At 58.1% G+C, this 26111-nt stretch carries 21 protein-coding genes; 15 read left to right on the forward strand and 6 right to left on the reverse strand.

Going from position 1 to position 26111, the window contains the following annotated elements; all coding sequences use genetic code 11:
* Window positions 1-35 precede the first annotated feature (35 nt).
* Window positions 36-1982, forward strand: a complete 1947-nt coding sequence (locus K0B93_RS00695) for a DUF3604 domain-containing protein (RefSeq protein ID WP_228743145.1) — start codon at window positions 36-38, stop codon at window positions 1980-1982.
* A gap of 91 nt (window positions 1983-2073) precedes the next feature.
* The gene (locus K0B93_RS00700) at window positions 2074-3450 is read left to right on the forward strand and encodes an alpha/beta hydrolase (protein ID WP_219865357.1); all 1377 of its coding nucleotides are present in this window, start codon (window positions 2074-2076) and stop codon (window positions 3448-3450) included.
* A gap of 14 nt (window positions 3451-3464) precedes the next feature.
* On the opposite strand, the gene K0B93_RS00705 is transcribed toward K0B93_RS00700, so the two are convergent.
* Entirely contained in the window at window positions 3465-4031 is a 567-nt protein-coding gene (locus K0B93_RS00705) for a DUF2845 domain-containing protein (RefSeq protein ID WP_219865358.1), read from the reverse strand.
* 172 nt (window positions 4032-4203) lie between these two features.
* Between K0B93_RS00705 and K0B93_RS00710 the strand changes: the two genes are divergently transcribed.
* Window positions 4204-5025, forward strand: coding sequence for a methyltransferase, TIGR04325 family (locus K0B93_RS00710; RefSeq protein WP_219865359.1), 822 nt, complete (start codon window positions 4204-4206; stop codon window positions 5023-5025).
* 53 nt (window positions 5026-5078) lie between these two features.
* Window positions 5079-5420: a hypothetical protein gene (locus K0B93_RS00715; protein WP_219865360.1), complete on the forward strand. Its 342-nt coding sequence runs from the start codon at window positions 5079-5081 to the stop codon at window positions 5418-5420.
* Between the two features lie 54 nt (window positions 5421-5474).
* On the opposite strand, the gene K0B93_RS00720 is transcribed toward K0B93_RS00715, so the two are convergent.
* The gene (locus tag K0B93_RS00720; protein ID WP_219865361.1) at window positions 5475-6263 is read right to left on the reverse strand and encodes an OmpA family protein; all 789 of its coding nucleotides are present in this window, start codon (window positions 6261-6263) and stop codon (window positions 5475-5477) included.
* Window positions 6264-6283: 20 nt separating this feature from the next.
* Window positions 6284-6676, reverse strand: coding sequence for a DUF4398 domain-containing protein (locus K0B93_RS00725; protein ID WP_219865362.1), 393 nt, complete (start codon window positions 6674-6676; stop codon window positions 6284-6286).
* A 292-nt stretch (window positions 6677-6968) separates the two neighbouring features.
* On the opposite strand from K0B93_RS00725, the gene yghU reads away from it, so the two are divergent.
* The 4 genes from yghU to K0B93_RS00745 all read left to right on the forward strand — a co-directional run bounded on the left by yghU (window position 6969) and on the right by K0B93_RS00745 (window position 12017).
* A complete protein-coding gene (yghU, locus tag K0B93_RS00730) occupies window positions 6969-7850 on the forward strand; it encodes a glutathione-dependent disulfide-bond oxidoreductase (RefSeq protein WP_219865363.1) in 882 nt (293 codons plus the stop codon).
* A gap of 134 nt (window positions 7851-7984) precedes the next feature.
* Window positions 7985-10387 carry a Lon protease family protein gene (locus tag K0B93_RS00735; protein ID WP_219865364.1) on the forward strand — a complete coding sequence of 801 codons (2403 nt, stop codon included), beginning with the start codon at window positions 7985-7987 and terminating at the stop codon, window positions 10385-10387.
* A complete protein-coding gene (locus K0B93_RS00740; protein WP_324123937.1) occupies window positions 10368-11246 on the forward strand; it encodes a universal stress protein in 879 nt (292 codons plus the stop codon). The genes K0B93_RS00735 and K0B93_RS00740 overlap by 20 nt, the downstream gene beginning before the upstream one ends.
* A gap of 45 nt (window positions 11247-11291) precedes the next feature.
* Window positions 11292-12017: a ZIP family metal transporter gene (locus tag K0B93_RS00745; protein WP_219865365.1), complete on the forward strand. Its 726-nt coding sequence runs from the start codon at window positions 11292-11294 to the stop codon at window positions 12015-12017.
* Window positions 12018-12025: 8 nt separating this feature from the next.
* Here K0B93_RS00745 and ftsH read toward each other — a convergent pair whose 3' ends face one another.
* Genes ftsH through ggt form a run of 3 tightly spaced genes read right to left on the reverse strand, consistent with a single transcriptional unit; the run spans window position 12026 to window position 15894 of the window.
* On the reverse strand, window positions 12026-13933 hold the full coding sequence (gene ftsH / locus K0B93_RS00750; protein ID WP_219865366.1) for an ATP-dependent zinc metalloprotease FtsH: 1908 nt from the start codon (window positions 13931-13933) through the stop codon (window positions 12026-12028).
* Window positions 13930-14178: a hypothetical protein gene (locus K0B93_RS00755; RefSeq protein WP_219865367.1), complete on the reverse strand. Its 249-nt coding sequence runs from the start codon at window positions 14176-14178 to the stop codon at window positions 13930-13932. The genes ftsH and K0B93_RS00755 overlap by 4 nt, the downstream gene beginning before the upstream one ends.
* A gap of 39 nt (window positions 14179-14217) precedes the next feature.
* On the reverse strand, window positions 14218-15894 hold the full coding sequence (ggt, locus tag K0B93_RS00760; protein ID WP_228743221.1) for a gamma-glutamyltransferase: 1677 nt from the start codon (window positions 15892-15894) through the stop codon (window positions 14218-14220).
* Between the two features lie 229 nt (window positions 15895-16123).
* Between ggt and purU the strand changes: the two genes are divergently transcribed.
* From purU to cmk, 7 genes are all read left to right on the forward strand, one after another.
* Window positions 16124-16978, forward strand: coding sequence for a formyltetrahydrofolate deformylase (purU, locus tag K0B93_RS00765; protein WP_219865369.1), 855 nt, complete (start codon window positions 16124-16126; stop codon window positions 16976-16978).
* Window positions 16979-17104: 126 nt separating this feature from the next.
* Complete coding sequence (gyrA, locus tag K0B93_RS00770; protein ID WP_219865370.1) at window positions 17105-19711, forward strand: DNA gyrase subunit A; 2607 nt, start codon at window positions 17105-17107, stop codon at window positions 19709-19711.
* A 51-nt stretch (window positions 19712-19762) separates the two neighbouring features.
* Window positions 19763-20845, forward strand: coding sequence for a 3-phosphoserine/phosphohydroxythreonine transaminase (gene serC / locus K0B93_RS00775; protein WP_219865371.1), 1083 nt, complete (start codon window positions 19763-19765; stop codon window positions 20843-20845).
* Between the two features lie 2 nt (window positions 20846-20847).
* Window positions 20848-21945, forward strand: coding sequence for a prephenate dehydratase (gene pheA / locus K0B93_RS00780; protein WP_219865372.1), 1098 nt, complete (start codon window positions 20848-20850; stop codon window positions 21943-21945).
* 35 nt (window positions 21946-21980) lie between these two features.
* Window positions 21981-23114 (forward strand): histidinol-phosphate transaminase, encoded by a 1134-nt coding sequence (gene hisC / locus K0B93_RS00785; RefSeq protein WP_219865373.1) that lies wholly within the window; start codon window positions 21981-21983, stop codon window positions 23112-23114.
* Window positions 23107-25335, forward strand: a complete 2229-nt coding sequence (locus K0B93_RS00790; protein WP_219865374.1) for a bifunctional prephenate dehydrogenase/3-phosphoshikimate 1-carboxyvinyltransferase — start codon at window positions 23107-23109, stop codon at window positions 25333-25335. The genes hisC and K0B93_RS00790 overlap by 8 nt, the downstream gene beginning before the upstream one ends.
* Window positions 25335-26015, forward strand: coding sequence for a (d)CMP kinase (gene cmk, locus K0B93_RS00795; protein ID WP_219865375.1), 681 nt, complete (start codon window positions 25335-25337; stop codon window positions 26013-26015). The genes K0B93_RS00790 and cmk overlap by 1 nt, the downstream gene beginning before the upstream one ends.
* Window positions 26016-26111 lie beyond the last annotated feature (96 nt).

A 26111-nucleotide genomic window follows, 5' to 3' on the forward strand; every position in this document is an offset into this window, starting at 1 on the left:
TCCTGAGCAGCATCCAGAAACGGAGGACAACCGTGATGAAACGGATATTTCTATACGCTCTTGTGCTTGTCCTGGCATTGCCAGGTACCTTCCTTTTGATGACCGATTCCGCGTGGGCCCAATTCAAGCCGTCGCGGGAGTCACTGTCTGACCAATACCCGGGCAAGGCCTACTCGCCCTACGCGCAACGAAGCTTCCCGGATCGCGTGTTCTGGGGCGACACTCATCTGCATACCGGGTTATCCGTCGATGCGGGACTCTTCGGTGCACGGCTTGGACTCGATGAAGCCTACCGGTTTGCGCGCGGGGAGGAGGTAATGGCCTCCAGCGGACAGCCTGCGAGACTCTCGCGACCGCTGGATTGGCTGGTGATTGCCGATCACTCGGATGCGATGGGATTTTTCAATGATCTTGCCAATGGCAAGCCTGAGGTTATCAAGTTCGATCAGGGCAAACGCTGGTACGAGGAATTGCAGAAGGGCGGTGAAGCGTCAGCCGATGCTGCGCTCGACTTGATTGCGACGTTTGCTCAGGGAAAGATTGATCCTGAGATGATGGAGGAGTACTCGCCGGGAGGAAAAACCTACCAGACGATCTGGCAGAAGGTGGTTGATGCTGCCGAACGCTTTAATGAGCCGGGTCACTTCACGACGATTATCGGCTTCGAATGGACCTCCCTGGTTGCGGGCAACAATCTTCACCGCAACGTGTTGTTCCGGGATGGCGCGGATAAGGCGAGCCAGATTGTGCCTTACACCACTCAGCCGCCTATCGGGTCAACCGATCCTCTGGATTTGTACGCGTGGCTCGAGAACTATGAGAAAAACACTGGCGGTTCGGTACTCGCCCTGGCGCACAACGGCAATTTGTCGAACGGGCTCATGTTCCCGGTAGATGCCCAGTACACGGGGAAGGAGATCGATTCAGAATATGTTCGCTTGCGTGGCAAGTGGGAACCCATGTACGAGATCACCCAGATTAAGGGGGATGGGGAGGCTCACCAGCTGCTGTCGCCGGATGACGCCTTTGCCGATTATGAAACCTGGGATGCGGGCAACCTCGATCTTTCGGAAGCCAAAACGGACGATATGCTTCAGTACGAGTATGCCCGGGAAGCGTTGAAGAATGGCTTGAAGCTAGACAAGCGGCATGGCACCAACCCTTACAAGTTTGGGCTGATTGGGTCCACCGACAGCCATACTGCGCTCGCGGCTGTTGAGGAGGACAACTTTTTCGGCAAGGCGACGAACGTTGAACCCAATCCCGCGCGTATGGAACATCCTTTCACGAAAACGGAACAAGGTGTGTTCGAGGGCTACGAACTCACAGCCTCGGGCTACACCGGTGTCTGGGCCACTGAAAATACCCGCGCAGCGATCTTCGATGCGATGGAGCGCAAAGAGGTGTACGGCACGACAGGGTCGCGCATGCTCGTTCGTTTTTTTGGTGGTTGGGACTACACGTCTGAAGACATGAATAGCCGTCAACCAGCCTTCCGTGGGTATGAGAAGGGCGTGCCCATGGGCGATGACCTGCCAGACCGAACCGGCGACTCAGCGCCAACCTTCATGGTCTATGCGCTTCGCGACCCGATTGGAGCAAACCTCGACCGGATTCAGATCGTGAAAGGGTGGTTGGACAGCGATGGCGAGACCCACGAAAAGGTCTATGACGTTGCCTGGTCGCCAGGCAGAGAGCCTGATGCTGATGGGGTTCTTCCCCCGGTTGGCAATACCGTGGATATTGAGACTGCCAACTGGATGAACACCATCGGCGCTTCGGAGCTGGGCACTGTCTGGAGCGACCCGGATTTCGATGCATCCCAGTCCGCGTTTTATTACGCACGAGTGCTGGAGATCCCGACGCCGCGGTGGGTGGTTTATGACGCTATGCGTTTCGGCGTGGAGATTCCTGAGGGAGCTGTAACCACCGGGCAGGAGAGGGCTTACACGTCTCCAATCTGGTACACACCGGAATCATGACGGTTAGGTGCATTGGCAGAGCAGAGCGAGCACCCCGCTCTGCTCTGCCAAAGGTTGCGAGTCCGATTAACTTTGCTGGGATGGCGCGCCTGTGACCACTCGTACGGCAAGATTTTGGGCGTTTCTGGTTGCAATGGTTTGCGTGGCCCTGCAGACGGGCTGCGCGACCCCTCCGGTTGATCAGATTGAGCTCATGCCTGCACCGGACGTCTATGGCGATGGCCTGCTGAACCCGCTTCCCGAGACCGAACCTTTCCAGCGAATTCCATACGACGGGATTCTGTTTGCAACTGATCGCGCGCCGGCGACCGGGGAGGATCCCGAAAACTACTACCTGAACGATCGCGGTTTTGTCGTGCGAGTGGGTCTGGCCGAGATTCAATTCGGCAAGAAGGAATTCTCGTGGGAATTCGCCCGCCAGGTTTCGATGCTGAAAACACGCACCGAGGATTACCCGGTCAAGATCAAGGGTGTTGAGGAGTGGGGAATGATGAAAAGCTCACTGCCCAACTGGATAGACACCAGTCTACTCGACAGGGGCGAGTTGCCCGAGGACGCATCCGACAGGTTCGCGAAGGCCATCAATGCACAGTTGGCGGTATCCGGTAAAAAGCATGTCTATATCTATGTGCATGGCTATAAGGTGGTGTTTGAGAATCCGGTTCTCGTTTCTGCCGAACTCTGGCATTTCTTGGGCTACGAGGGCGCTTTCATTGCCTACGCCTGGCCATCGACGCCGAGCCGGTTTGCCTATATCAAGGATTCAGACACATCGGAAGGATTTGCGAGAAGCCTGAGAGTGCTGCTTGAATTCATCGCGCAAGAGACGGATGCGGAGGAGGTGCATGTCATTGGCTATAGCAACGGAACGCGGTTGGTAATGCGGGCGTTGGAACAGCTGGCATTGAAGCATCACAGCGAATCCGAAGAAGTCATCCACGAGAAGCTTCGTATCAGCAATGTCATTCTGGTCGGAAGTGATCTCGACCGGGGGGTGTTTGGTGCATTCATCTCCGATGGATTGCTGAAGGTACCGCGCCGAACCTCCGTGTATGTGTCCGATCGCGACAAGGCACTGGGCTTTTCGCAGTTTCTGACCCGCCGCCAGAGGTTGGGGCAGCTCTGGGGTGGCGCTGGCGATGAGATGCTGCCGCTGGTCAGGCAGGCCCTGATCGATCTGAGTGACCAGCTTGCCTTCATCAACGTGAGCGAGGCGGAAGCCTCAGACCTGGGGAACGGTCACGGCTATTTCCTCAGTAGCCCCTGGGCCAGCAGTGACATCCTGATGACACTCTATTACGGCCTGACGCCCCAACAGAGAGGTCTCTTGATGCAGGAGGACATGCCCGTCTACACGTTCCCGCCGGACTACATCCTGCGGCTCTGGGATGCCATTGACGATGTCGACCCGGCGTTTGCCGCCGAGTTGGAGGCCTTGCGCGCATCTGAAGTCTCGCCGACGGAGTGAACCATTCTGCCGGGTCAGTTCCCGGGCCGGGATTCGATATTGATGACGCGGCCGTTTCTCAAGGTAACGACCTGGCGAAACTGGTTGCTGGAGAAATCGTAAAGCCATTGCTGTATGAGTACCGGTTGCAGGACTTGCCAGGTTTCGGAGCGCCTCCGGGGTGTGGGTAGTTGCCATTCCACCCGTTTCGATGCGGGTTGGCCGCAGCGGGTTACGAGTTCGTATTCGTTCTGAATGTGCCGGAGTGTGTTTGGTCCGCAGGTGCCCATGCCGTCTGTGTGGAACCCGTACCCCAGACTTTCCACACGCGCGAGCCTGCCGTTGCGAAAGACAAGGAGACGGATGAAACGTTGGGGCCCCGGATTGTAATACCAATGCATTTCCGTTTGAACGACCCCCAGACCGGGGACGGTCGCGGAGGGGTATTCCGCGACGTAATCCGGTGGCCCACAACGCTCCTCGACCTCGATTGGCCAGGCACCGTCACTGACCAGCGACGCGCCGCAACGCAGGGCACCCTGGGCGCCTGACGTCAAGGTGGCAAGAATCAGCAGCATGATGAGTCGTTGATACCTGGTCATGATCCGGCTCGGTACGAGTGCTGTGCATGAAGCTCATTGTACTCCCGGGAGTTACGGATAGACCAAATCGGTGTTCATGGCTTTTCAGAGATCTCATTTCGTCTGCCAGCGTGAAAAAACGTCCAGACCTGCTAGGGTTAATAATCATGGGCTTTTTAGGGAGAAAAAAGCCATGTTCCGCCGAGCGAAAGTTTTTCTTCATCAGTTTGAGCAGATTCCATTCATTAATCATGCGCTTGATCGGCATTACGCAAAGGAGTTTGCAAGCGCAACAAATGTAAACTGGTTCAAGGGCGTGTACCCGGACTTTGCATCCGCCATTGCCGATGCGCCCGCCAGTAAGCCTCTGGGTTACAACAACGAAGCTCCTGCCTCCGCTGAAATGTATCGTTTTCGAATGCAGGCGATTTCGCCTTGCGATTACCCCGTGGCGTTCTGGCTTAATCGACTCCTGGAGCCGAACCAGAAGCTTCTGGATTTTGGTGGCCACGTTGGTGTGCTCTACTACGCGCTCACCAAGTATCTGACGTTCCCCACGCCGTTCGAGTGGCAAATTTACGATGTCCCGGCCGTCATCAAGGAAGCCAGAAAGTTCGCGGCTACCAACAATAAATCCGCTCAACTGAGTTTTATCGATGATCTGGCTGAAGCGAATGAGAATGACTGGGTGCTGTTTTCCGGTTCGCTGCAGTATGTCGACGAGCCGGTCAACTCCATCATCGAACGCCTGCCGTACCGGCCAACCTACGTGCTGATCAATATGCTGCCGGTGCATCCGCGAGAGAGCTACGTGACCCTGCAGAACATCAGCACGGCGTTCTGTCCGTACCGGATATACGGCGTTGGTGATCTGCTGGAGGATATCCAGAAGATGAATGGCGAGGTGATTGATGAATGGAAGAACGCGGACAAGGAGTGCGTCATTCCGTACCATCCTGACCATTCCCTGGACCACTATTACGGGATGCTGGTTCGCTTGAAGCCCCGTCATTGACTCTCTGGTCCGGGCAGGGCTTTTTACTTCGATACGATCAGCGGGGAGTCGATATGAAGCTTACCTCTCTGGCGATTGTTTGTGGGTGTCTTCTCCTGTCGGCTTGCGCGACGAGAGACATGCAAGGCAGCTTTATTCCACACTCCTACATTGATCCCAAAGGCGAGTTCCAGGGAGAGCTGATAGGTCATGTGTCGGGTACTTCCTCCCAGACACTGGTTCTGTATATCTTTCCGGTGGGTGATGCGCCAAGCCTGGACGAAGCCATGGATGACGCAATGTCGAAAATTCCGGGCACAAAATACCTGACCAATATTTCTATTGATGACCGGACGGTGTGGGGTATCGGTTACAGCAGGGAAATCATTGAACTTGATGCGGACGCACGAAACTAGATGAGGGGATCCTTGCCGGCACCTGCCGGCAAGGAGTCGTTGTTGCTATTGTCGCTACCGGCCTTCAATCATGCCTGACTCGTCAGAAATCACGATCTCAACCCGCCGGTTCTGCTGTCGCCCGGCGCTGGTGCTGTTGCTGGCGACCGGGTAAGCCTCACCATAGCCTTCCACTTCAACCCGGCTGCTGGAGATACCCATGCCCAGCAGGGAATCGTAGACCGCCATGGCACGGCGCTCTGACAGACGCTGGTTGTAGGACTCCTCACCGGTGCTGTCGGTATACCCCTCAATCCGTACGCGGCGGTTCTCGTACTCTCGCATGAACTCGGCCAGGCGTGAAACTGTGCGTTCACCGGAGGGCTTCAGTTCCGCCTCATTGAGGTCAAACAGTACATCCCCAAGCGTCAGCACCATGCCTCGATCGGTCTGTTCGGCCTTCAGTGCCTCCATTTCTGCTCTTAGTTTCTCGGCTTCGCTGGTTTTCATCTCCAACTGCATCTGCCGGCGACGTTCTTCAGCAGAGGCGACCTCCTCTTGCAGGGCCGCACGCATGCCTTGCTGCTGGGCAATCTGCGCGTGTCGGAGTGCCAGGTAGGCTGCCTGATCGACCCTTGGGTCATCGGCGTCTTCTTCCAGTAGCCGCTCGGCTCTATCCAGCTCAGTCCTGGCGGCACGCAGCTGGCTGTCGCCGCTGCGCGCCACATCCGGATCGTTTTCGATACTTAGATAGGTTGACCGGGCCTCGTCGAGCGTGGCGTTGTAGGGGGGCGAGCTGGCACAACCGGCCATCAATGTGAACAGCCCGATCACGATGCTTGTGTATAGTGTACGCGTCATCATCTCAATCTCCTTGTCCGGGCTCACTGTTGATCCATCTCGAGTTGATTCTGAAGGTCTTCGATACTACGGCTGATCTCAGCCACTGCGCGCTGGGCTTTTTCTGTCTCGGCGCGGGCTCCGGCCAGCTGCGCATCGACTGCAGCCTGTTCCAGCAGCCGTCTCGCTTCGGTGTAGTCCTCCTCATCGGGGTCCGGTTTATCGATCAACTCGCGGGCATCAGCCAGTTTGTTCTGGGCCTGATTCAACAACACGGGATCGAATTGCCGAGCATCGTTCGCTTCAGCCTGCTGGATTGAGGCCCGCGCTAATTGCAGCTCGCTGGTTGGCTTGGGGCCGGGCCCGGCACAGGCCATCAATGCTGAAGTCAGGGCGAGTATCACGAATGTACGTGGTATCAGTTTGTGCGGCTTCATGTAGGAACTCCCTTGTCTACGGTGTAACCCGCCATCCGGCGGCGCAAGCAGGAATGTCAAGAAATGTAAAACAACTGGATATACTATAGCAGCGGATTTGAGAATCGGCGTGAAGGAGCACCGATCAACTGACTTCCTGCAATTACTGGCGGGATGGCCGGCTGAACTTGGCTCGTCATTCATGTTCCAATGGGGAAGTGGTCTTGGGCGACTTAAGTGGCGTATGACTTACTGGAAATGCTCAGCGCAGCGGCCTGAGTTGTACATTTGTCTGGCAGGAGAAGTGATAGCTATGAGTGATCCCACCTATACCCCTCCGAAGGTCTGGAAATGGGAGGCCGAGAGCGGTGGCGCCTTTGCCAAGATCAATCGGCCCATCGCCGGGCCAACGCACGACACAGATTTGCCCATGGGCAAGCATCCGCTGCAGCTCTATTCGCTGGCAACGCCAAATGGCGTCAAGGTGACGATTATGCTGGAGGAGTTGCTGGCGCATGGGATTGAGGGGGCTGAGTATGATGCCTACCCAATCCGGATTACCGAAGGCGATCAATTTGGTAGTGGCTTTGTCGAGGTTAATCCCAATTCCAAGATTCCGGCGCTACTGGACCGCAGCGCTGACCCGGCGATCCGGGTGTTTGAGTCCGGCTCCATTCTTCTTTATCTTGCCGAGAAATTCGGCGCGTTTTTGCCGAAAGAGATTGCCAAGCGAACCGAAGCACTGAACTGGCTGTTCTGGCAAATGGGCAGCGCGCCTTTACTCGGCGGAGGTTTTGGGCATTTTTACGCCTATGCACCGGAGCCCTACGAGTACCCCATCAACCGTTACACGATGGAAGTCAAGCGTCAGCTGGATGTGTTGGATCGGCAATTGGCCAACCATCAATACATCGCGGGCGATGAGTACACCATCGCCGATATGGCGATCTGGCCTTGGTACGGTGCTCTGGTAACGAACAAGGTATACGATGCCGCGGAATTCCTTGAGGCCCATACATACCGGAATGTGATCCGCTGGACTGAGGAAATTGCTCACCGGCCAGCGGTTCAGCGGGGCAGGATGGTCAATCGTACCTGGGGAGAACCTGCCGAGCAGCTGCACGAGCGTCATGACGCCAGTGACTTCGAGAACAGGACCCAGGAAAAACTGGCCGCGATACTTGGTCATTCCTGACACGGATACTGAAACACGAAACGGCAGCCGAGGGCTGCCGTTTTTCGTTTGCAACGGCACCCTAATCTTTGAGCTATTCTTGATTAAACTGCGTGCAGCGCAATTTCTGCCAGACGCCCGTCGGGAGGAAGTTGATGAAAGGAACCGCAGCGCTGACCGAGGAACAGGTCTACCGTCGATGCCCTCTCGGCCAACTGGATTTTGAAACCACGGATTCCCTGGAAGATCTCGAGCTACCCTGTGGACAGGCACGTGTCCTGCGGGCGCTGGAGTTTGGTGCGAACATGCAGGCAGAGGGGTTCAACCTGTTTGTCTTGGGGCCCTCGGGGGCAGGCAAGCAAGAGTTTGTGGAACGCTTTCTGGCCCGGCATACCGAAACGCAGCCGGTCCCGCCTGACTGGTGTCATGTTTTCAATTTCCAGTTTTCTGACCGACCCCGCGCGATTCGCTTGCCGGCGGGCGAAGGGCGGCAGTTCAAGGACGATATGGTCGATCTCGCCGCGGAGTTACGTACGGCGATTCCCGCGACATTCGAGAGCGAGGAGTACCAGGCCCGGCTTCAGGAACTCCAGGAAGAAATGGCGAAACGCCAGCATCAGGGCCTGTTTGATATCCAGGAAGAGGCCAATCGCAATAACATTGCCATGATCACCACACCTGCCGGTTTCACCTTTGCGCCCATGCGAAATGGCGAGGTTATCGATCCGGAAGAGTACAAGGCGTTCTCCGAGGAAGAAAAAGAGCTTGTTGAATCGAAGGTCGACGAGCTGCAGAAGAAGCTCCAACTGACCATTCAGCAGATTCCGCGGTTACGGAAAGAGGTGCGGGAGCGGGTGCATGCCCTGAATGAGGAAATGGTTCAACTGACCCTAGGTGGTCCCATCGGTGAACTGAGGGCCAAGTGGTCTCACTTGCAGGGGGTGGTGGATTACCTTGACGCCGTGCGCGAGGATGTCGTCGAGCATGCGGAAATGTTTCAGGATGTCGAGAATGGCGTTCCCGGTGGCCTGATGGGGCGTTACCGGGTGAATCTGATCACCGACAACGCGGAGACTGTGGGCGCGCCTGTCATTTATGAGGATTTGCCCAATCATCAGCACCTGGTGGGTCAGATTGAGCACCGGGCCCGCCAGGGAACCCTCTATACCGACTTCACCCTGATCCGCGGGGGCTCTGTGCATCGGGCCAACGGCGGCTTTCTTATTATTGATGCCCGCCGGGTCCTGTCACAGCCAATGGCCTGGGAGAGCCTGAAGCGAATTCTGTTCTCCGGTGAAATCCGGATCGAATCCCTCGAACGTCTTTACGGCCTGGTCAGCACCGTAAGCCTGCAACCCGAACCCATACCAGTCTCGGTCAAAGTCGTGCTCCTGGGTGACCGGTTGCTGTACTACCTGCTGTCTCACTATGACCCGGATTTTCTGGACCTGTTCAAGGTCGAGGCAGATTTTGAGGACGATCTGGATCGGGACGAAGAGTGCTATACCTTGTACGCCCGCATGATTGCCACTATGACTCGCCATCTGAAAAGCCGGCCCCTCGACCGTGCCGCAGTGGCGAGGCTGATCGAACATGCCAGCCGGCTGGCCTCGGATCAGCGCAAGCTGACCGCTCATGATCGGGTACTCCGGGACCTCCTGAGTGAGGCGGATCACTGGGCAGATCAGGGGAGTTCCGGGGTCATTGGTGCCGGCCACATCCAGCAGGCGATCGACGAACGGGAATATCGCGCCAGCCGGATACGCCAGCGCAGTCGTGAACAGGTCGGCCGGGGCATTGTAATAATTGCCACGAGCGGTGAGGTGGTTGGTCAGGTGAATGGACTCTCCGTGCTCAGTCTCGGCGCTTCCATGTTTGGTCAGCCGACCCGGATTACCGCGACGGCGAGGCCCGGGAAAGGGCAGGTGGTAGACATCGAGCGGGAGGCAAAGCTCGGTGGGCCGATTCACAGCAAGGCGGTGATGATTCTCTCCCGCTTTCTCGCAAGCCGATACGCTGGCGAGGGGGACCTGTCGCTTTCTGCGAGCCTGGCCTTTGAGCAGTCCTATGGCGGCGTGGAGGGGGATTCAGCCTCTGTCGCTGAAACCTGTGTGCTGCTCTCGGCGATCAGTGGTGTGCCGTTGAAGCAGGGCTTTGCAGTAACCGGCTCCATGAATCAGCTTGGCGAGGTCCAGGCTGTGGGCGGGGTGAATGAAAAAATCGAGGGGTTCTACGACGTTTGCCGTCAGGCAGGAGAGGTGCGGAATCAGGGCGTGTTGTTGCCTGCCAGCAATGTGGAACACCTGATGCTGAATGAGGCGGTTCGCAAGTCGGTTGCCGTGGGCGATTTCAGCCTCTATCCGATCTCCGGGATCGACCAGGCGATTGAAATGCTGACCGGTATGGAGGCCGGTGAAGCGGACGCCGCGGGATGTTTTCCTGAGGGGTCGTTTAATCGCGCGGTGGCGGACCGCCTGGGGAAGTTTGCCGAGATCAGCAAGAAGCGGGACGACAACGACGCTGGAGAGGACAAGAGCGGTGACAAACGGGAGGACTGACGACCGCAAGGCGCAGCGTCATTCGCGGCGCGGTGAGGGCCGTATTGTGGTTCTGTTGGATGGCTCCCCGATGAGCTACGCAGCGCTCAGAGCGGCCGCCAATATTGCTGCACAGACCGGCGCGGAGGTACTGGGTGTCTTCGTGGAGGAGATGAACCTTTTACGCAGCGCGGGTTTCAGTTTTTCCCGGGAAGTGGGTTCCGCGTCTGGCATCAGCCGTACCCTTGATACCGCCAGGGTGGAGCGTCGTCTTCAGCGTCTGGCGGATCACGCCCGCCAGGCACTGGCCAAAGCCATGGAAGGGCGTGGCGGACATCATGCGCTCAGCATCACCCGGGGTCGGGTTATCGAAGAGGTGTTGGCACTGGCAGGTCCGGAGGATTTGCTGGTTCTTGGCCGGGTAGGCTGGTCGTCAGCACCGGGCGCAAGGCTGGGTTCAACGGCCCGGGGCCTGGTCCAGCGATCCCCGGGGCGGGTCCTGTTGTGGTGTGAACAAAATGTTCCCGCCCGGGACCGGATTGTGGTTTTTCTTAACGACCATCCTGAGGCCAATGAGCGGGCGCTCACCGCAGCGGCTGAGGCGTCCAGGCGCTACCGGCAAGCGGTGACGGCCCTGCTGTGCCCGGGCTCATCGGTTTCCCAGGAGCAGCTCAGTGACTTCAGCCGTGATCTTGAGGTGATGGGGGGTGGCATCCGATTGCGTGTTTTGCCAGCCTGTGATCCGGCAACCATCGCTCAGACAGTCCGGCAGGAACACGCCTCCCACTTGGTGATCAGCCGTGGGTGTGTGTTGTTTCAGAAGCCGGGAGCCGACCAGCTATTGGTAGTGCTTGATCTTCCGGTTACCGTTACACCCTGAAGATTTCAGGATTAAAGGCTTTTTTCGATTTTCGGTAGCGCTTCTATGTTTCTGGATATCCTTTACATCATCGGCTTGACCGCGCTTGCCGGCGCCTGTATTCCACTGGGCGGGTTGCTGGCCTGTGCCGAGCGCATCGGCCCGAACTGGCTGGAACAGGAGTTCCGCCATTTCCTGATCGCGTTCGGGGGTGGAATTCTGCTTGGTGCCGTAGCGGTGGTCCTGGTGCCGGAAGGGCAGTCGAGTATGGGCGATTCGTTATGGGCGATCCCCATGATTGTTGCGGGGGGACTGCTGTTCTTTCTGATCGAGCGTGTGCTGGGGATTCGGCGCCGCGAATCCCCCCAGTTGATGGGGCTGATGCTCGATTTCGTTCCGGAGGCGACGGCGCTGGGTGGGCTTGCGGTGGCGAGCCCCGGCACGGCGCCCCTGCTTGCAGTGCTGATCGCCTTGCAGAACCTGCCCGAAGGCTTCAACGCATACCGGGAGCTGTCTTCTTTGCCGGGTTATACCTCAAAAAAGACGCTGATTTTCATGGCGGGCCTGGTGACGGCGGGTCCCCTTGCAGGTCTGCTCGGCTATTTTTTCCTGTCCGAGCAGCCTGTCGTTCTGGGTGCAATCATGCTTGCCGCTTCTGGCGGGATTCTTTATCTGATCTTCCAGGATATTGCGCCACAATCCCGGCTTGATAGGCATTGGGGCCCGCCATTGGGCGCAGTGATCGGTTTCTGTCTGGCCCTGTTCAGTCACGATCTGGTGGCGATTGCCTGAACGCCCGGTCAGGCAATTTTCCGGGCGTCTTCCTTGCGCAGAATCTCGTCGATCTCCTCGGCGGACAGCGTCTCCTTCTTCAGCACGGCTTGTGCCAGAGCCTCCAGTTGCCGGTGATGTTCCTTCAGGAAATCGAGGGTGGATTTTTCGAGGGCAAGGAGCTGTGACTGGATTTCCGTATCGATCAACTCCGCCATTTTTTCGCTGAACTCCCGGGGCAGGCCCATTTCCCGGCCGAGAAAAACGTGCTCCTCGCCAATGCTCAGGCCTAGCGGGCCGATTTTTTCACTCATGCCCCACTGCCCAATCATTCGGCGGATCAGCGTGGTCGCCTCTTTGAGATCGTTCTGGGCTCCGGTGCTGACCTCGCCATAGATCAGCTTTTCCGCGGACCTTCCCCCGAGCATCACCTTGATCCGGTCTTTCAGGTAGCTTTCGGTGTAGTTGTATTGATCGTCTTTTGGGGTCTGCTCGGTCACCCCCATGGCCAGGCCATGGGGAATGATGGTGATCTTGGTGAGCGGATCCGCCTTGGGCAGGTAATAGGCCATGATGGCGTGTCCGCACTCGTGGTACGCCACGGCTTCCCGCTCTTCCTTCGACAGGTGGGCATCGCGCTCCTCACCAAGAATGATGCGGTCGCGGGCCAGCTCGAAACAGTGGGCTGTAACCTCGTGCAGGTTCTCCCGGGCTGCCGTCAGGGCTGCCTCGTTGACCAGGTTTTTCAGGTCAGCGCCGGAGAAACCGATGGTGCGCGCTGCGAGCTGGTCAAGGTCCACATCGTCCGCCAGTGGCACTTTGCGCGCGTGTACTTGCAGGATTGCGGCGCGCGCCTCCTTGTGTGGCCGGTCCAGTGTGATCTTGCGATCGAACCGCCCGGGCCGAAGCAGGGCGCTGTCGAGTACATCGGGTCGGTTGGTGGCCGCCAGAACGAGTATGTTTTCATGGGGTTCGAAGCCATCCATTTCGGTAAGGATCTGGTTCAGCGTCTGTTCCCGTTCATCGTGTCCGCCGCCGAGGCCGGTGCCCCGTGAGCGGCCGATGGCATCAAGTTCATCAATAAAGATCAGAGCGGGCGCCTCCTTGCGGGCGTTCAGGAACATATCCCGCACTCGTGCCGCCCCCACACCCACGAACATTTCGATGAATTCCGAGGCACTGATGCTGAAGAAAGGTACCTCGGCCTCACCAGCAATGGCGCGAGCCAGCAGGGTTTTACCGGTGCCCGGCGGCCCGACCAGCAGCACGCCCTTGGGCATTTCCGCACCCAGTGCCCGATATTTCTCAGGGGCCTTAAGGAAATCGATGATTTCACTGATCTCACGCTTTGCCGACTCAATGCCCGCAACGTCGTCCAGCGTGGTGGTGGAGGTTTCCTTGCGGGCACGACGAGCCTTGGACTTGCCGTAGTCAAACGGTCCGCCCCCCTGGGTCATGCGTTTCTGGGCGACGCCCCAGAACCAGAACATGAGGGCCAGGAGCAGAATCCAGGGCAGGAAGCCCCGAATCATTTCCTGCCACCAGGGCAGCCCCGAGGGCGTAGCGCGTATGGTGACCTCGTTTTCTTCAAGCAATGGCAGCAGGGAGGGGTCTTCCATCGGCGGACGAATGGTGTGAAACCCGGTGCCGCTCTCCTGGGGGGAGGTGTCTGAGCTGAACGACGCTGCACCGCTATCGGTGAACGTTCCGATGATGCTCTCCTCCATGAGAGTGACGTCCGCCACTTCGTTGTTTACCACCGCCGTCTTGAACTCCGAATAGGCCAGTTCGTGAAGCCTGGGCTGGCCGCCATCCTGGAGCCAGAGCACCATCAGGAAGATGGCGGCACTGAGCCACAGGAAGGAATACTGGTTCGGGATAGCCGGCTGCGGCTCATTTGACGGTTTATGGTTTCCAGGTTCGTTTGGCGTTGTCATTTCGGTCTCCGGTCACCCTCCATGATTTTGGCGACAAAAACGGATTTTCCATAGGTTTCGAAGGACCACTTCATAGTATCGGAGAGTACTTTCATGACTTCGTCATACTCACCGAAGATTTCCGTGCTCATGCGCCCCGGAACCACCTCAAGCGAGGTTTCCTCAAGACGCGCGATGAGGTCCCAGATCGGTTGTTTGTAGTCGTCTTTGAGCGGATAGCAGCTCAGTTGGACTGACAGGAACATGCTCGCCTCCTTGTTCAGCGTTTCAGTTGACCGGTCACGTTAATAGCCCCTGGCCGAGGAGGTGCTTCGCCTCGGGTCGGCGCCACCGTAAAGCGTACCGTCCTTTCCAATCATAATACTCTGAATGGCGCCCATCGCCGAATTGGTCACCACGGTGTGGCCTCGTTTTTCCAGCAGTGCAATGGTGTCAGGGCTGATCCCCTGCTCAATCCGAACCTCATCTGGCAGCCACTGGTGATGAATTCGGGGGGCATTGACCGCTGTCTGGATATTCATGCCATGGTCAATGACGTTCATGATTACCTGGAGGGTAGTTGTGATGATCCTTGAACCACCCGGGCTGCCGGTAACGAGGAAGTTCCTGCCATCTTTTTTGACAATCGTCGGGGACATTGAGCTGAGCATGCGTTTGCCAGGCTCCACTTTGTTGGCTTCGCCGCCGATCAGGCCGTAGGCATTGGGCACGCCGGGTTTTGCACTGAAATCGTCCATTTCATTATTGAGCAGAAAGCCGGCGCCTTTTACGGTTATACCGGAACCGTAGCTGAAATTGATGGTATAGGTGTTGGACACGGCATTGCCCCATTTGTCCACGACTGAAAAATGCGTGGTTTCCGGGCTTTCGTAGGCCGCCGGCTGTCCCGGGCTGATTTCACTGGCTGGCCGGGCCCGACCCGGCTCAATATCGCCTCGCAGCGCTTCGGCGTAGGCCTTGCTGGTCAGGCCGGCCAGGGGGACATCGACGTAGTCAGTGTCTCCCAGGTATTCCGAGCGATCCGCGTACGCCAGTTTCATGGCTTCCGCCATCAGATGGAGGGTGTCGGCGGAGTTGTGGCCGAATTGGCCAATCGGGAAACCCTCAAGAATGTTCAGGATCTGGACAATGTGGGTGCCGCCGGAGGAGGGCGGCGACATCGAATAGATGTCGTACCCTCGATAGCTGCCATGCACCGGGGTTCGAACCACGGGGTGGTAGGCTTTCAGGTCTTCCCTGGTAATCAGACCACCATGGCGCTGCATTTCCTCTGTGATCAGTTCCGCCGTCTTGCCCTCGTAAAACCCCTTAACCCCGTCATTGGCGATGCGCTGCAGGGTTCTGGTCAGGGCTGGCTGGCGAAACAGGTCGCCGGGCTGGTAGGCATCACCATTGCGCTTGTAAAAGGTATTGAGTGTGGCGGGCCAGCGCTCTAGGCGCGGTCGCGCGGATTCCAGGCCCTCGGTGAAACGCTTGGGCACCGTGAACCCGTCGCGGGCCAGTTTGATGGCCGGGGCCAAGGCCTCTTTCAATGAGAGCGTGCCGTGGCGTTCAAGCGCCAGTGCCAGCCCGGCGACCGTACCCGGAACCCCGGCGGCCAGGTGGGTAAAACGACTGCGGTCCTCGACCACCTCCCCGCTGTCGTCCTGGAACATGGTTGCGGTTGCCGCGGCTGGGGCCCGCTCACGGTAATCAATGGCTTCCGGGGCGCTGCCATCGCCCTTCGAAATCAGCATGAATCCACCGCCGCCAATATTGCCGGACCGGGGCTGGGTTACTGCCAGGGCAAAACCCGCAGTGACGGCGGCGTCAATGGCGTTTCCGCCGTCTCTCAGGACCTGCAGCGCGACGTCCGTTGCCAGGGTGTGGCTGGTTGCGACCATGCCATGGCGAGCAACGGTTGGGTGAAAGCGCTCGCCCTCGAGAATGGGCTGACCGGAAGCTGGAACGACGGTTGTCATGGAAAGGAGGAATGCAATGACCCACAGGTGCCCTGAGCGCGTCATGAGGTGGCTTTTCCGGGTTTGCCGCTGTGGTGCAGTGTTCATGATTCTCTTCCTCGTTTCTGACGTTCAGATAGGCTATGATAGCCGGTCATTTTAATAGGTGCGTATCGTCAACCTGTCGAGTATCCGTCAGTGATTCCCCTGCGCACCTGCTTTCCCGGATTTTAGTTAAGGAAAGGCTTTCATGGAGCATACCTATCGTCTTGTGATTTCCTGCCCGGACCGGGTGGGAATTGTCGCCAAGGTGAGTAACTTTCTGTCCACCTACAATGGCTGGATTACCGAGGCGAGTCACCATTCGGATACTCACACCGGCTGGTTCTTCATGCGTCATGAGATCAAGGCCAGTTCGATTCCCTTCGGCCTGGATCAGTTCCGCGCAGCGTTCGATCCCATTGCCCGTGAATTCAATATGAACTGGCACATTGCGGACTCCGCTCAGCCCAAGAAAGTCGTCCTGATGTGCAGCAAGGAATCCCACTGTGTGGCCGACCTTCTATACCGTTGGCACAGCAAGGAAATCAATGCCGAGATCGTGGCGGTGATTTCCAACCACGACGATCTGCGCAGAATGGTGGAATGGCATGAAATTCCTTACCACCACGTGCCCGTGAGCAAGGAAAACAGGGCTGAGGCGTTCACCCACATCGACGAACTGTTCAAACAGTATGACGCTGACGTTGTGGTGCTGGCCCGATACATGCAAATCCTGCCCGCCGAGCTTTGCGCCCGGTACGCCGGCAAGGTCATCAATATCCATCACAGCTTCCTGCCATCATTCGCCGGAGCCCGCCCGTACCACCAGGCCTACAGCCGGGGTGTGAAGCTGATCGGTGCGACCTGTCACTATGTCACTCAGGACCTGGACGAGGGGCCGATCATTGAGCAGGACGTCATTCGCATCACCCACAGCGATTCCATCGAAGATATGGTGCGCCTTGGAAAAGATGTGGAAAAGAACGTGCTGGCCCGCGGTTTGCGATCCCATATCGAAGATCGCGTGATTACCTATGAAAACAAGACTGTGGTGTTTGATTAAGGCCGTCTCACAGTTGCCCCGGCGAGGGTGCGATTGTGGTAGACTTGGCGGCTTGTTGAAGAATAACTAGGGGGCCCGGAAACGGCCCTGACACGACTTCCAGATAACGCAAAGGAACCTTTCTCGATGGGTGAGTTAGCCAAAGAGATCCTGCCGGTAAATATTGAAGACGAGTTAAAACAGTCCTACCTAGATTACGCCATGAGCGTCATCGTCGGCCGGGCCTTGCCGGACGTCAGGGACGGCCTTAAACCGGTGCACCGCCGGGTTCTGTTCGCCATGTCCGAATTGAACAACGACTGGAACAAGGCTTACAAGAAATCCGCCCGTGTGGTGGGTGATGTTATCGGTAAATACCACCCCCACGGTGACTCCGCGGTCTACGACACCATTGTTCGTATGGCTCAGCCTTTCTCGCTGCGTTATCCGTTGGTCGACGGTCAGGGCAACTTCGGTTCCATCGACGGTGATAACGCGGCAGCCATGCGTTACACCGAAATCCGGATGGAAAAGATTGCCCATTCGCTGCTGGCGGATCTCGAGAAGGAAACGGTGGATTACGTCGACAACTACGACGGCACCGAGCGCATCCCTGACGTCCTGCCCACCCGGGTGCCCAACCTGCTGGTTAACGGTTCCTCAGGCATCGCCGTGGGCATGGCGACCAACATTCCGCCCCACAACTTGACCGAAGTGGTCAAGGGCTGCCTGGAGCTGATCAATAACCCGGATCTGACGGTTGACGAGCTGATGGAATTCATTCCCGGCCCGGATTTCCCGACCCAGGGCATCATCAATGGCCGTGCCGGCATCGTTGAGGCTTATCGGACCGGTCGCGGCCGCATCTACATTCGTGCCCGCCATGAAATCGAGCACGACAACAAGACCAACCGCGACGCGATCATCATCACCGAGCTGCCGTACCAGCTGAACAAGGCGCGGTTGATCGAGAAAATTGCCGAGTTGGTGAAAGAAAAGCGTCTCGAAGGCATCTCGGAGCTGCGGGACGAATCCAACAAGGAAGGCATCCGGGTGGTTATTGAATTGCGGCGTGGGGAAAACCCGGACGTCATCATCAATAACCTGTTTGCTCAGACCCAGTTGCAAACCGTGTTCGGCATCAACATGGTTGCGCTTATCAATGGCGAGCCGAAGACCCTCAATCTGAAGCAGATGCTGGACGCGTTCGTGCGTCACCGCCGTGAAGTGGTAACCCGTCGGACCATCTTCGAACTGCGTAAAGCGCGGGAGCGGGGCCACATTCTTGAAGGCCTGACCGTTGCCCTGGCCAACATCGATGAAATCATCGAGCTGATCAAAGCCTCACCGTCGGCGACCGAAGCCAAAGAAAAGCTGATGGACAAGGGCTGGTCCCCCGGTGATGTTCTGGGCATGCTGGAGCGCGCCGGTGAAGACGCGTGTCGTCCGGATGACCTGCCCGAGATCTATGGTCTGCGTGAAGGGCTGTATCACTTGTCGCCCGAGCAGGCCCAGGCCATCCTGGATCTGCGTCTGCATCGCCTGACCGGTCTGGAAACCGAAAAGCTTGAGAATGAGTACAAGGAAATTCTGGAAAAGATTGCCGACCTGCTCGACATTCTTGGCGATCCCGACCGCCTGATGCAGGTTATACGCGAGGAACTGGAAGCCATCGTTACCGAATTCGGTGATGAGCGCCTTACGGAAATCACCAGTTCGCGCCGCGATCTCACCATCGCGGACCTGATTGATGAAGAAGACCTTGTAGTTACCATCTCGCACAGCGGCTACGCCAAGACCCAGGCCGTTGAGGATTACCAGGCCCAGCGCCGTGGTGGTCGGGGTAAGGCAGCCACGTCCATGAAGGATGAGGATTTCGTCGAAAAACTGCTGGTGGCCAATTCCCATGACACCATTCTGTGTTTCTCGAACCGCGGCAAGGTCTACTGGCTGAGAGTTTTCGAAATCCCCCGTGCAAGCCGCGCTTCCCGCGGTCGTCCCATGGTGAACATCCTGCCGCTGGACGAGGGCGAGCGAATTACGACCTTCCTGCCAGTCCGGGATTACCCGGAAGACCAGTTTGTACTGATGGCAACCTCCGCCGGTGTGGTCAAGAAGACGCCGCTGCCGAACTTCTCTCGTCCCCGGAGCAGTGGTTTGATTGCCCTGTCCCTGGATGAGGGCGATACCCTGATTGGCGCCGCCATTACCAAAGGCGATGCGGAAGTGATGCTGTTCTCCACCGCTGGCAAGGCCGTTCGCTTCGCCGAAGAGGCGGTGCGCCCGATGAGCCGGACCGCCCGAGGTGTGCGCGGTATCAAGATGCCGGTAGGGCATCACGTGGTGTCTCTGATTATTCCCCAAGAAGACGGTGTGATCCTGACCGCCAGTGAAAACGGCTACGGCAAGCGAACCGCCATTGATGAGTTCCCCACCTACGGTCGTGGCAGCCAGGGCGTTATTGCCATGCAGTGTTCCGAGCGTAACGGCAACCTGGTTACTGCGCTGCAGCTGTTTGATGGCGATGAGATGATGCTGATCTCCGACAAGGGCACGCTGGTACGGACCCGTACCGACGAGGTCTCTGTACTGAGCCGGAACACCCAGGGTGTGCGGCTGATCAAACTCAGCCAGGAAGACGAACGCCTCGTGGGCGTGGAGCGTATTGCCGAAACCGACGACGAGGAGCTCGACGGCGAAGAGGGTGAAGGTTCCGCTGAAGGCAGCTCCGAAGACAGTGCCGGCGAGGAATAAGCCGGCACCGCCACAAGACCGAACCAGTAAGACTTGAGAGATCACAGGATCATGAGTAGGGCGTATAACTTTTGTGCAGGCCCGGCGACCTTGCCGGAATCCGTGCTGCAGCAGGCACGCGAGGAAATGCTGGACTGGCGCGGTACCGGCATGTCCGTCATGGAGATGAGCCATCGCAGTGAGGAGTTTGTACAGATTGCCGAAACTGCCGAGAAAGACTTCCGTGAATTGGCGGGTATATCAAATGATTACGCCGTACTCTTCATGCAGGGTGGAGCTTCTAGCCAGTTTGCTACCATTCCGCTCAATCTTCTGGGAGAGAAGACTTCCGCGGATTATGTGAACACTGGCATCTGGTCCAAGAAGGCGATTGCAGAAGCAAAGCGCTATGGCGAGGTGAATGTGGTGGCCAGTTCGGAGGAATCCGGCTTCACCACCATTCCGGATGTGTCCAGCTGGCAACTCAACGCTGATGCTGCGTATCTGCACTACACGCCGAATGAAACCATCGGGGGACTCGAGTACGACTTCATCCCGGACAGTGGCAAGGTGCCGCTGGTGGCGGATATGTCGTCCACCATGCTGTCCCGCCCGATGGATTTCTCGAAGTTCGGTCTGATCTATGCCGGTGCCCAGAAAAACATCGGACCCTCGGGGCTGGTTGTCGTGGCTATCCGCAAGGATCTGCTGGGCAAGGCCCGCAAGGAAACGCCGACGATGATGAACTATCAGGTCATCGCCGATAACGACTCCATGTACAACACCCCGGCGACCTATTCGTGGTATCTGGCCGGGCTGGTATTCAAATGGCTGAAGGCCCAGGGCGGCGTGGAAGCCATGGGTGAGATCAACCATCGCAAGGCGAGGAAGCTGTACGATTTCATCGATACCAACGACTTCTATGCGAACCCGATTGATCCCCGGTTCCGCTCCTGGATGAATGTCCCGTTTACCCTGGCGGACGACGGTCTCAACAGTGACTTCCTGAAAGGCGCGGACGCCCGCGGTCTTCTCAATCTGAAGGGGCATCGCTCCGTCGGAGGAATGCGCGCCAGCATCTACAATGCCATGCCTGAGGCCGGCGTTGACGCCCTGATCCAGTACATGGCGGAATTCGCCAGGGAGCGTGGCTGAGCATGAGTGACGAGCAAGTTCGCCTGGCAGAGCTTCGGGACGAGATCGACAGCCTTGACCAGCAGATCATGGATCTGATCAGTGCCCGGGCCCGCTGTGCCCAGGAAGTGGCGCACGTCAAAATGGCTTCGAACCCGGACCAGGATGTCTTCTTTTATCGCCCTGAGCGCGAAGCCCAGGTGCTGCGCCGTATCAAGGAGCAGAACCCGGGGCCTTTGTCTGCCGAGGAAATGGCCCGGCTGTTCCGAGAGATCATGTCTGCTTGCCTGGCTCTGGAAAAGCCGATGCACATTGCTTTTCTGGGCCCGGTGGGCACCTTTACCCAGGCAGCGGCCCTGAAGCATTTCGGGCACTCGGTGGTCAGTGTGCCTTTACCCGCGATAGACGCGGTGTTCCGAGAGGTGGAGTCCGGCGCTGCTCATTACGGGGTGGTGCCCGTGGAGAACTCCACCGAGGGTATGATCAACCACACCCTGGACATGTTCATGTCGTCACCGCTGAAAATCTGCGGTGAGGTTCAGCTTCGAATTCACCACCACCTGCTGGTATCACCGAAACACAAAGACCAGGAAATCACCCGGATCTATTCCCATCAACAATCCTTTGCCCAGTGTCGTCAGTGGTTGGACACCCATCGCTACGGTATTGAACGCATTACCGTGTCGAGCAATGCCGAGGCGGCCAGGCGTGCGGCGGAAGAGCCCGGTGCGGCGGCCATTGCCGGTGATATGGCCGCGGAGCTCTACGGGCTGGAAATGCTGGCGAGCAGCATAGAGGACCGTCCGGATAACACGACACGGTTCCTCATTATCGGCCGCGAGGAAGTGCCGGCCAGCGGGCACGACAAGTCGTCCATCCTGGTGTCCATGCGCAATAAACCCGGCGCGCTCTATCAGCTTCTGGAACCCTTCCATCGCCATGGCATCAGCCTGACCCGGATCGAAACCCGGCCGTCGCCCAGCGGTACCTGGGCGTATGTGTTCTACATCGATTTCGAGGGGCACATGGAGAATGAGCAGGTACGCAATCTGCTGGCGGAAGTGGACGACGAGGCGGTTGAGCTCAAGCGGCTGGGTTCCTACCCGATTGGTGTGCTCTAGATTCGCGGTATTCAGGCTAGGAACGAGGTAAGGCTATGGCGATTGATTACCAAAGCCTGGCAGTGAAAGGGGTTCAGGCGCTGTCTCCCTATCAGCCGGGCAAACCGATTGAAGAGCTGGCCCGTGAGCTGGGCCTGAATCCGGCCGATATCGTCAAGCTGGCCAGTAACGAGAACCCGCTCGGGCCCAGTGATAAAGCGCTTGCGGCCGTTAGGGAGGCGCTGCCGGAACTGTGCCTGTATCCCGATGGTAATGGTTTTGACCTGAAACAGGCTTTGGCGGCCCGATTTGGTGTCGGTATGGACCAGATCACCCTGGGTAACGGCTCGAACGATGTGCTGGAAGTGATTGCCCGCTGTTTCGCGGACCGTGACTCGGAAGTCGTTTTCTCCCAGTATGCCTTTGCTGTTTATCCCCTGGTGACTCAGGCCATTGGCGCCAAAGGCATATCGGTACCGGCAAAGGCGTGGGGGCACGATCTTGACGCCATGGCCGCAGCCGTGACCGATCGCACGCGACTGATCTTTGTGGCCAACCCGAATAATCCGACCGGCACGGTTCACGAGGCTGAAGCGATCGAGGCGTTTCTGGAAAAAATCCCCGCCAATGTCCTCGTTGTTCTCGACGAAGCCTATTGCGAATACCTCCAGGGTGATCAGTACCCTGATGGCGTCAAGCTGCTGAGCCGGTTTCCCAATCTGATTGTCTGCAGGACCTTCTCCAAGGCTTGGGGACTGGCCGCGCTCCGGGTCGGCTACAGTATCTGCTCAGCAGCGATTGCCGATATCCTCAACCGTGTTCGCCAGCCCTTCAACGTTGATACGCTGGCTCTTGCAGCTGCTACTGCGGTGTTGGGTGACGACCAGTATCTGGAGCGATCCCGTGAGGTAAATGCCGCAGGACTGAAACAGCTGGAACAGGCGTTCGACAGGCTGGGCCTGGGCTACATACCGTCAGCCGGTAATTTTATTGCCGTTGACGTTGGCGGGCGGGCCCAGGACATCTATCAGTCACTGCTCGCCCAGGGCGTCATCGTTCGGCCGGTTGCCGGTTACGGAATGCCGAACCATTTACGGGTATCGGTAGGCCTGCAGGCTGACAACGATCGCTTTATCGACGCGCTGGAGCATGCGCTGCAGCCGCCAGGGCAGGGAGCCGCGGATGTCTGATCAGCAGCCGCTCTTCAAGCGTGTCGCGATCATCGGGCTGGGCCTGATCGGCGGATCTCTGGCCTGCGCGATCCGGCGAAACGGTCTGGCAGAGGTAGTGGTTGGCGCCGACAAGCGCGCCGACGAGCTGGCGCTGGGTCATGAGCTCGGTGTCATTGATGAGGCCGCGGCATCAATCGAAGAGGCGGTGAAGGGGAGCGATCTGGTGGTTCTCGCGGTGCCGGTCCGTGCAACGCGAGCGGTGCTGGAGGAAATCCAGCCGTGGCTCGGTGAGAGCGCCGTGCTGACCGACGTTGGCAGCACCAAGTCCAGCTTTGTCGCCGATGTGGAGGCGGTTTTTGGGGCGCTGTCGCCGCAGGTAATTCCTGGGCACCCGATTGCCGGTTCCGAGAAAAGCGGTATCCGGGCGGCCAATCCGGATCTGTTTGCCAGGCACAAGGTTATCCTGACGCCTGATGAGCAGGTCAACCAGTCCGCATTGGATCGTTTGAAGCGGCTCTGGGAGGGGTGCGGCGCTACCGTGCTGACCATGTCGGTGGCCTATCATGACGAAGTGCTGGCGGCGACCAGCCACCTCCCGCATCTGATCGCTTTCTCCCTGGTGGATACCCTTGCCGGCGAAGATGAGAACATGGACATCTTCCGATACGCTGCCGGTGGTTTCCGTGATTTCACGCGGATTGCCGCCAGTGACCCGGTAATGTGGCACGATATCTTCCTTTCGAACCAACAGGCAGTGCTTCGGGTGATCGACCATTTCACCCACGATCTGGAACAGCTGCGTGAGGCGATTGCCAATCAGGACAGCGCCACGCTGCTGCGAGTTTTCAGTCGCGCCAAAGCAGCGCGGGAACACTTTTCAAAGATGCTTTCAGGACAGGCTTACGTGACAAACAACAGTGAGAAACAGGTAACGTTCCGTCTTCAGCCCGGCAGCGCCGTTACCGGCGATATCCGGGTTCCGGGTGACAAATCCATGTCCCACCGCTCGATTATGCTGGGCGCGTTGGCTGACGGGACCACCGAGGTGAAAGGCTTCCTGGAGGGTGAGGACAGCCTGGCCACCCTGCAGGCATTTCGGGACATGGGTGTCACCATTGAGGGACCGGATGCCGGATTTGTGCGCATTCACGGCGTTGGTGTCAATGGTCTGCAGGCGCCGCGGGGACCGCTTTATCTGGGCAACTCCGGCACTGCCATGCGTCTGTTTGCCGGACTGCTCGCAGCTCAGCCGTTCGATTCCGAACTGACCGGTGATGCGAGTCTGTCCAAGCGCCCCATGGGTAGAGTGGCCGATCCGCTGCGGGCCATGGGTGCGGTAATCGACACCGCCGAGGGTGGTCGACCGCCGCTGAAAATCCGCGGCGGTCAGCACCTGAGTGGCATCCATTATGAGATGCCGGTTGCCAGCGCACAGGTGAAGTCCTGCCTGTTGCTGGCCGGTCTCTATGCCGAGGGCAGTACTTCTGTAACCGAACCGGCACCGACCCGCGATCATACCGAGCGCATGCTGGCGGGTTTTGGTTACCACGTTCATCGCGACGGCGCGACCGCAAGCGTCTGTGGGGGTGGGCATCTCAAGGCCACCAACATCGACGTGCCGGCCGATATCTCGTCAGCGGCGTTTTTCCTGGTAGCCGCCAGTATCGCACCGGGCTCGGACCTTGTGCTGCGCCATGTGGGAATGAACCCGACACGGGTGGGTGTGATCAACATTCTCCGCATGATGGGGGCCGATATCGAAGTGCTTGACGAGCGGGAAATCGGTGGGGAGCCGGTGGCGGACCTGCGCGTCCGGGCGGCGGAGCTGCAAGGTATAGATATTCCCGAGGATCAGGTGCCACTGGCGATCGATGAGTTTCCGGTGCTGTTCATCGCCGCAACCTGCGCCAAGGGGCGCACCGTTCTCCGTGGGGCCGAAGAGCTTCGGGTCAAGGAAAGTGACCGGATCCAGGTGATGGCCGATGGGCTTGCTGCGCTGGGCGTTGAAACCACGGTAACGCCGGATGGCATTGTCATCGAGGGCGACCAGACGATTGACGGCGGAACGGTCAACAGTCACGGCGATCATCGAATTGCCATGTCCTTTGCGGTGGCATCGCTTCGGGCGGAAGCGGAGATAGAGGTCACAGACTGTGCCAACGTGGCAACGTCTTTCCCGGGATTCGTGGAGCTGGCCCGGAGCACCGGGATCCACGTCACCGCCGAGGGAGATGAGTAATGTCTGAGAGCGTGGCGACGGTTATTACCGTTGATGGGCCGGGTGGATCGGGCAAAGGTACCATTACCCAGATGCTGGCGACGAAGCTGGGATTTCATCTTCTGGACAGTGGTGCACTCTATCGGCTGACCGCCCTTGCCGCCGTGCGCCAGGGGGTTTCCTTGGATGATGAGGCCAGCCTGGTAGGTGTTGCGGCCTCCCTGGATGTGGCGTTCCAGCCAACTCCGGCGGGAGAGCCGGCGAAAGTGATCCTGGCAGGGGAGGATGTGACCTCGGAAATTCGCACTGAGACCTGTGGCGACAACGCTTCCCGGGTTGCGGTGATGCAGCCGGTCCGGGATGCGCTGTTGCAACGGCAGCGGGATTTCAGGAAGCCCCCGGGATTGGTTGCCGATGGCCGGGATATGGGCACGGTTGTCTTTCCCGATGCGCCGGTGAAGATTTTCCTGACTGCCAGTGCCGAGGAGCGTGCCCGGAGACGATTTAGCCAGTTGAAGGACGCGGGTGTCGATGTTAACATTGATACCCTTTTAGAGGAGATACGGGTTCGTGATGAACGGGATATGAACCGTTCTGCAGCCCCTCTCAAGCCTGCAGATGATGCGCAAGTCATTGATTCTACGGGTTTGAGTATAGAAGAGGTGTTAGACAGGTGTATGGCCGCAGCAGGTCAGGCCTGACTACACCTTTTTGTCGTTCAAATGCCGGATGTGGCGTTATCGGCCAGCCACTGGCCATATCCGGACATGACTAACAGACCGTGTTGCTGGTAGCAC

Source organism: Marinobacter sp. F4218 (assembly GCF_019443085.1).
GTDB lineage: Bacteria > Pseudomonadota > Gammaproteobacteria > Pseudomonadales > Oleiphilaceae > Marinobacter > Marinobacter albus.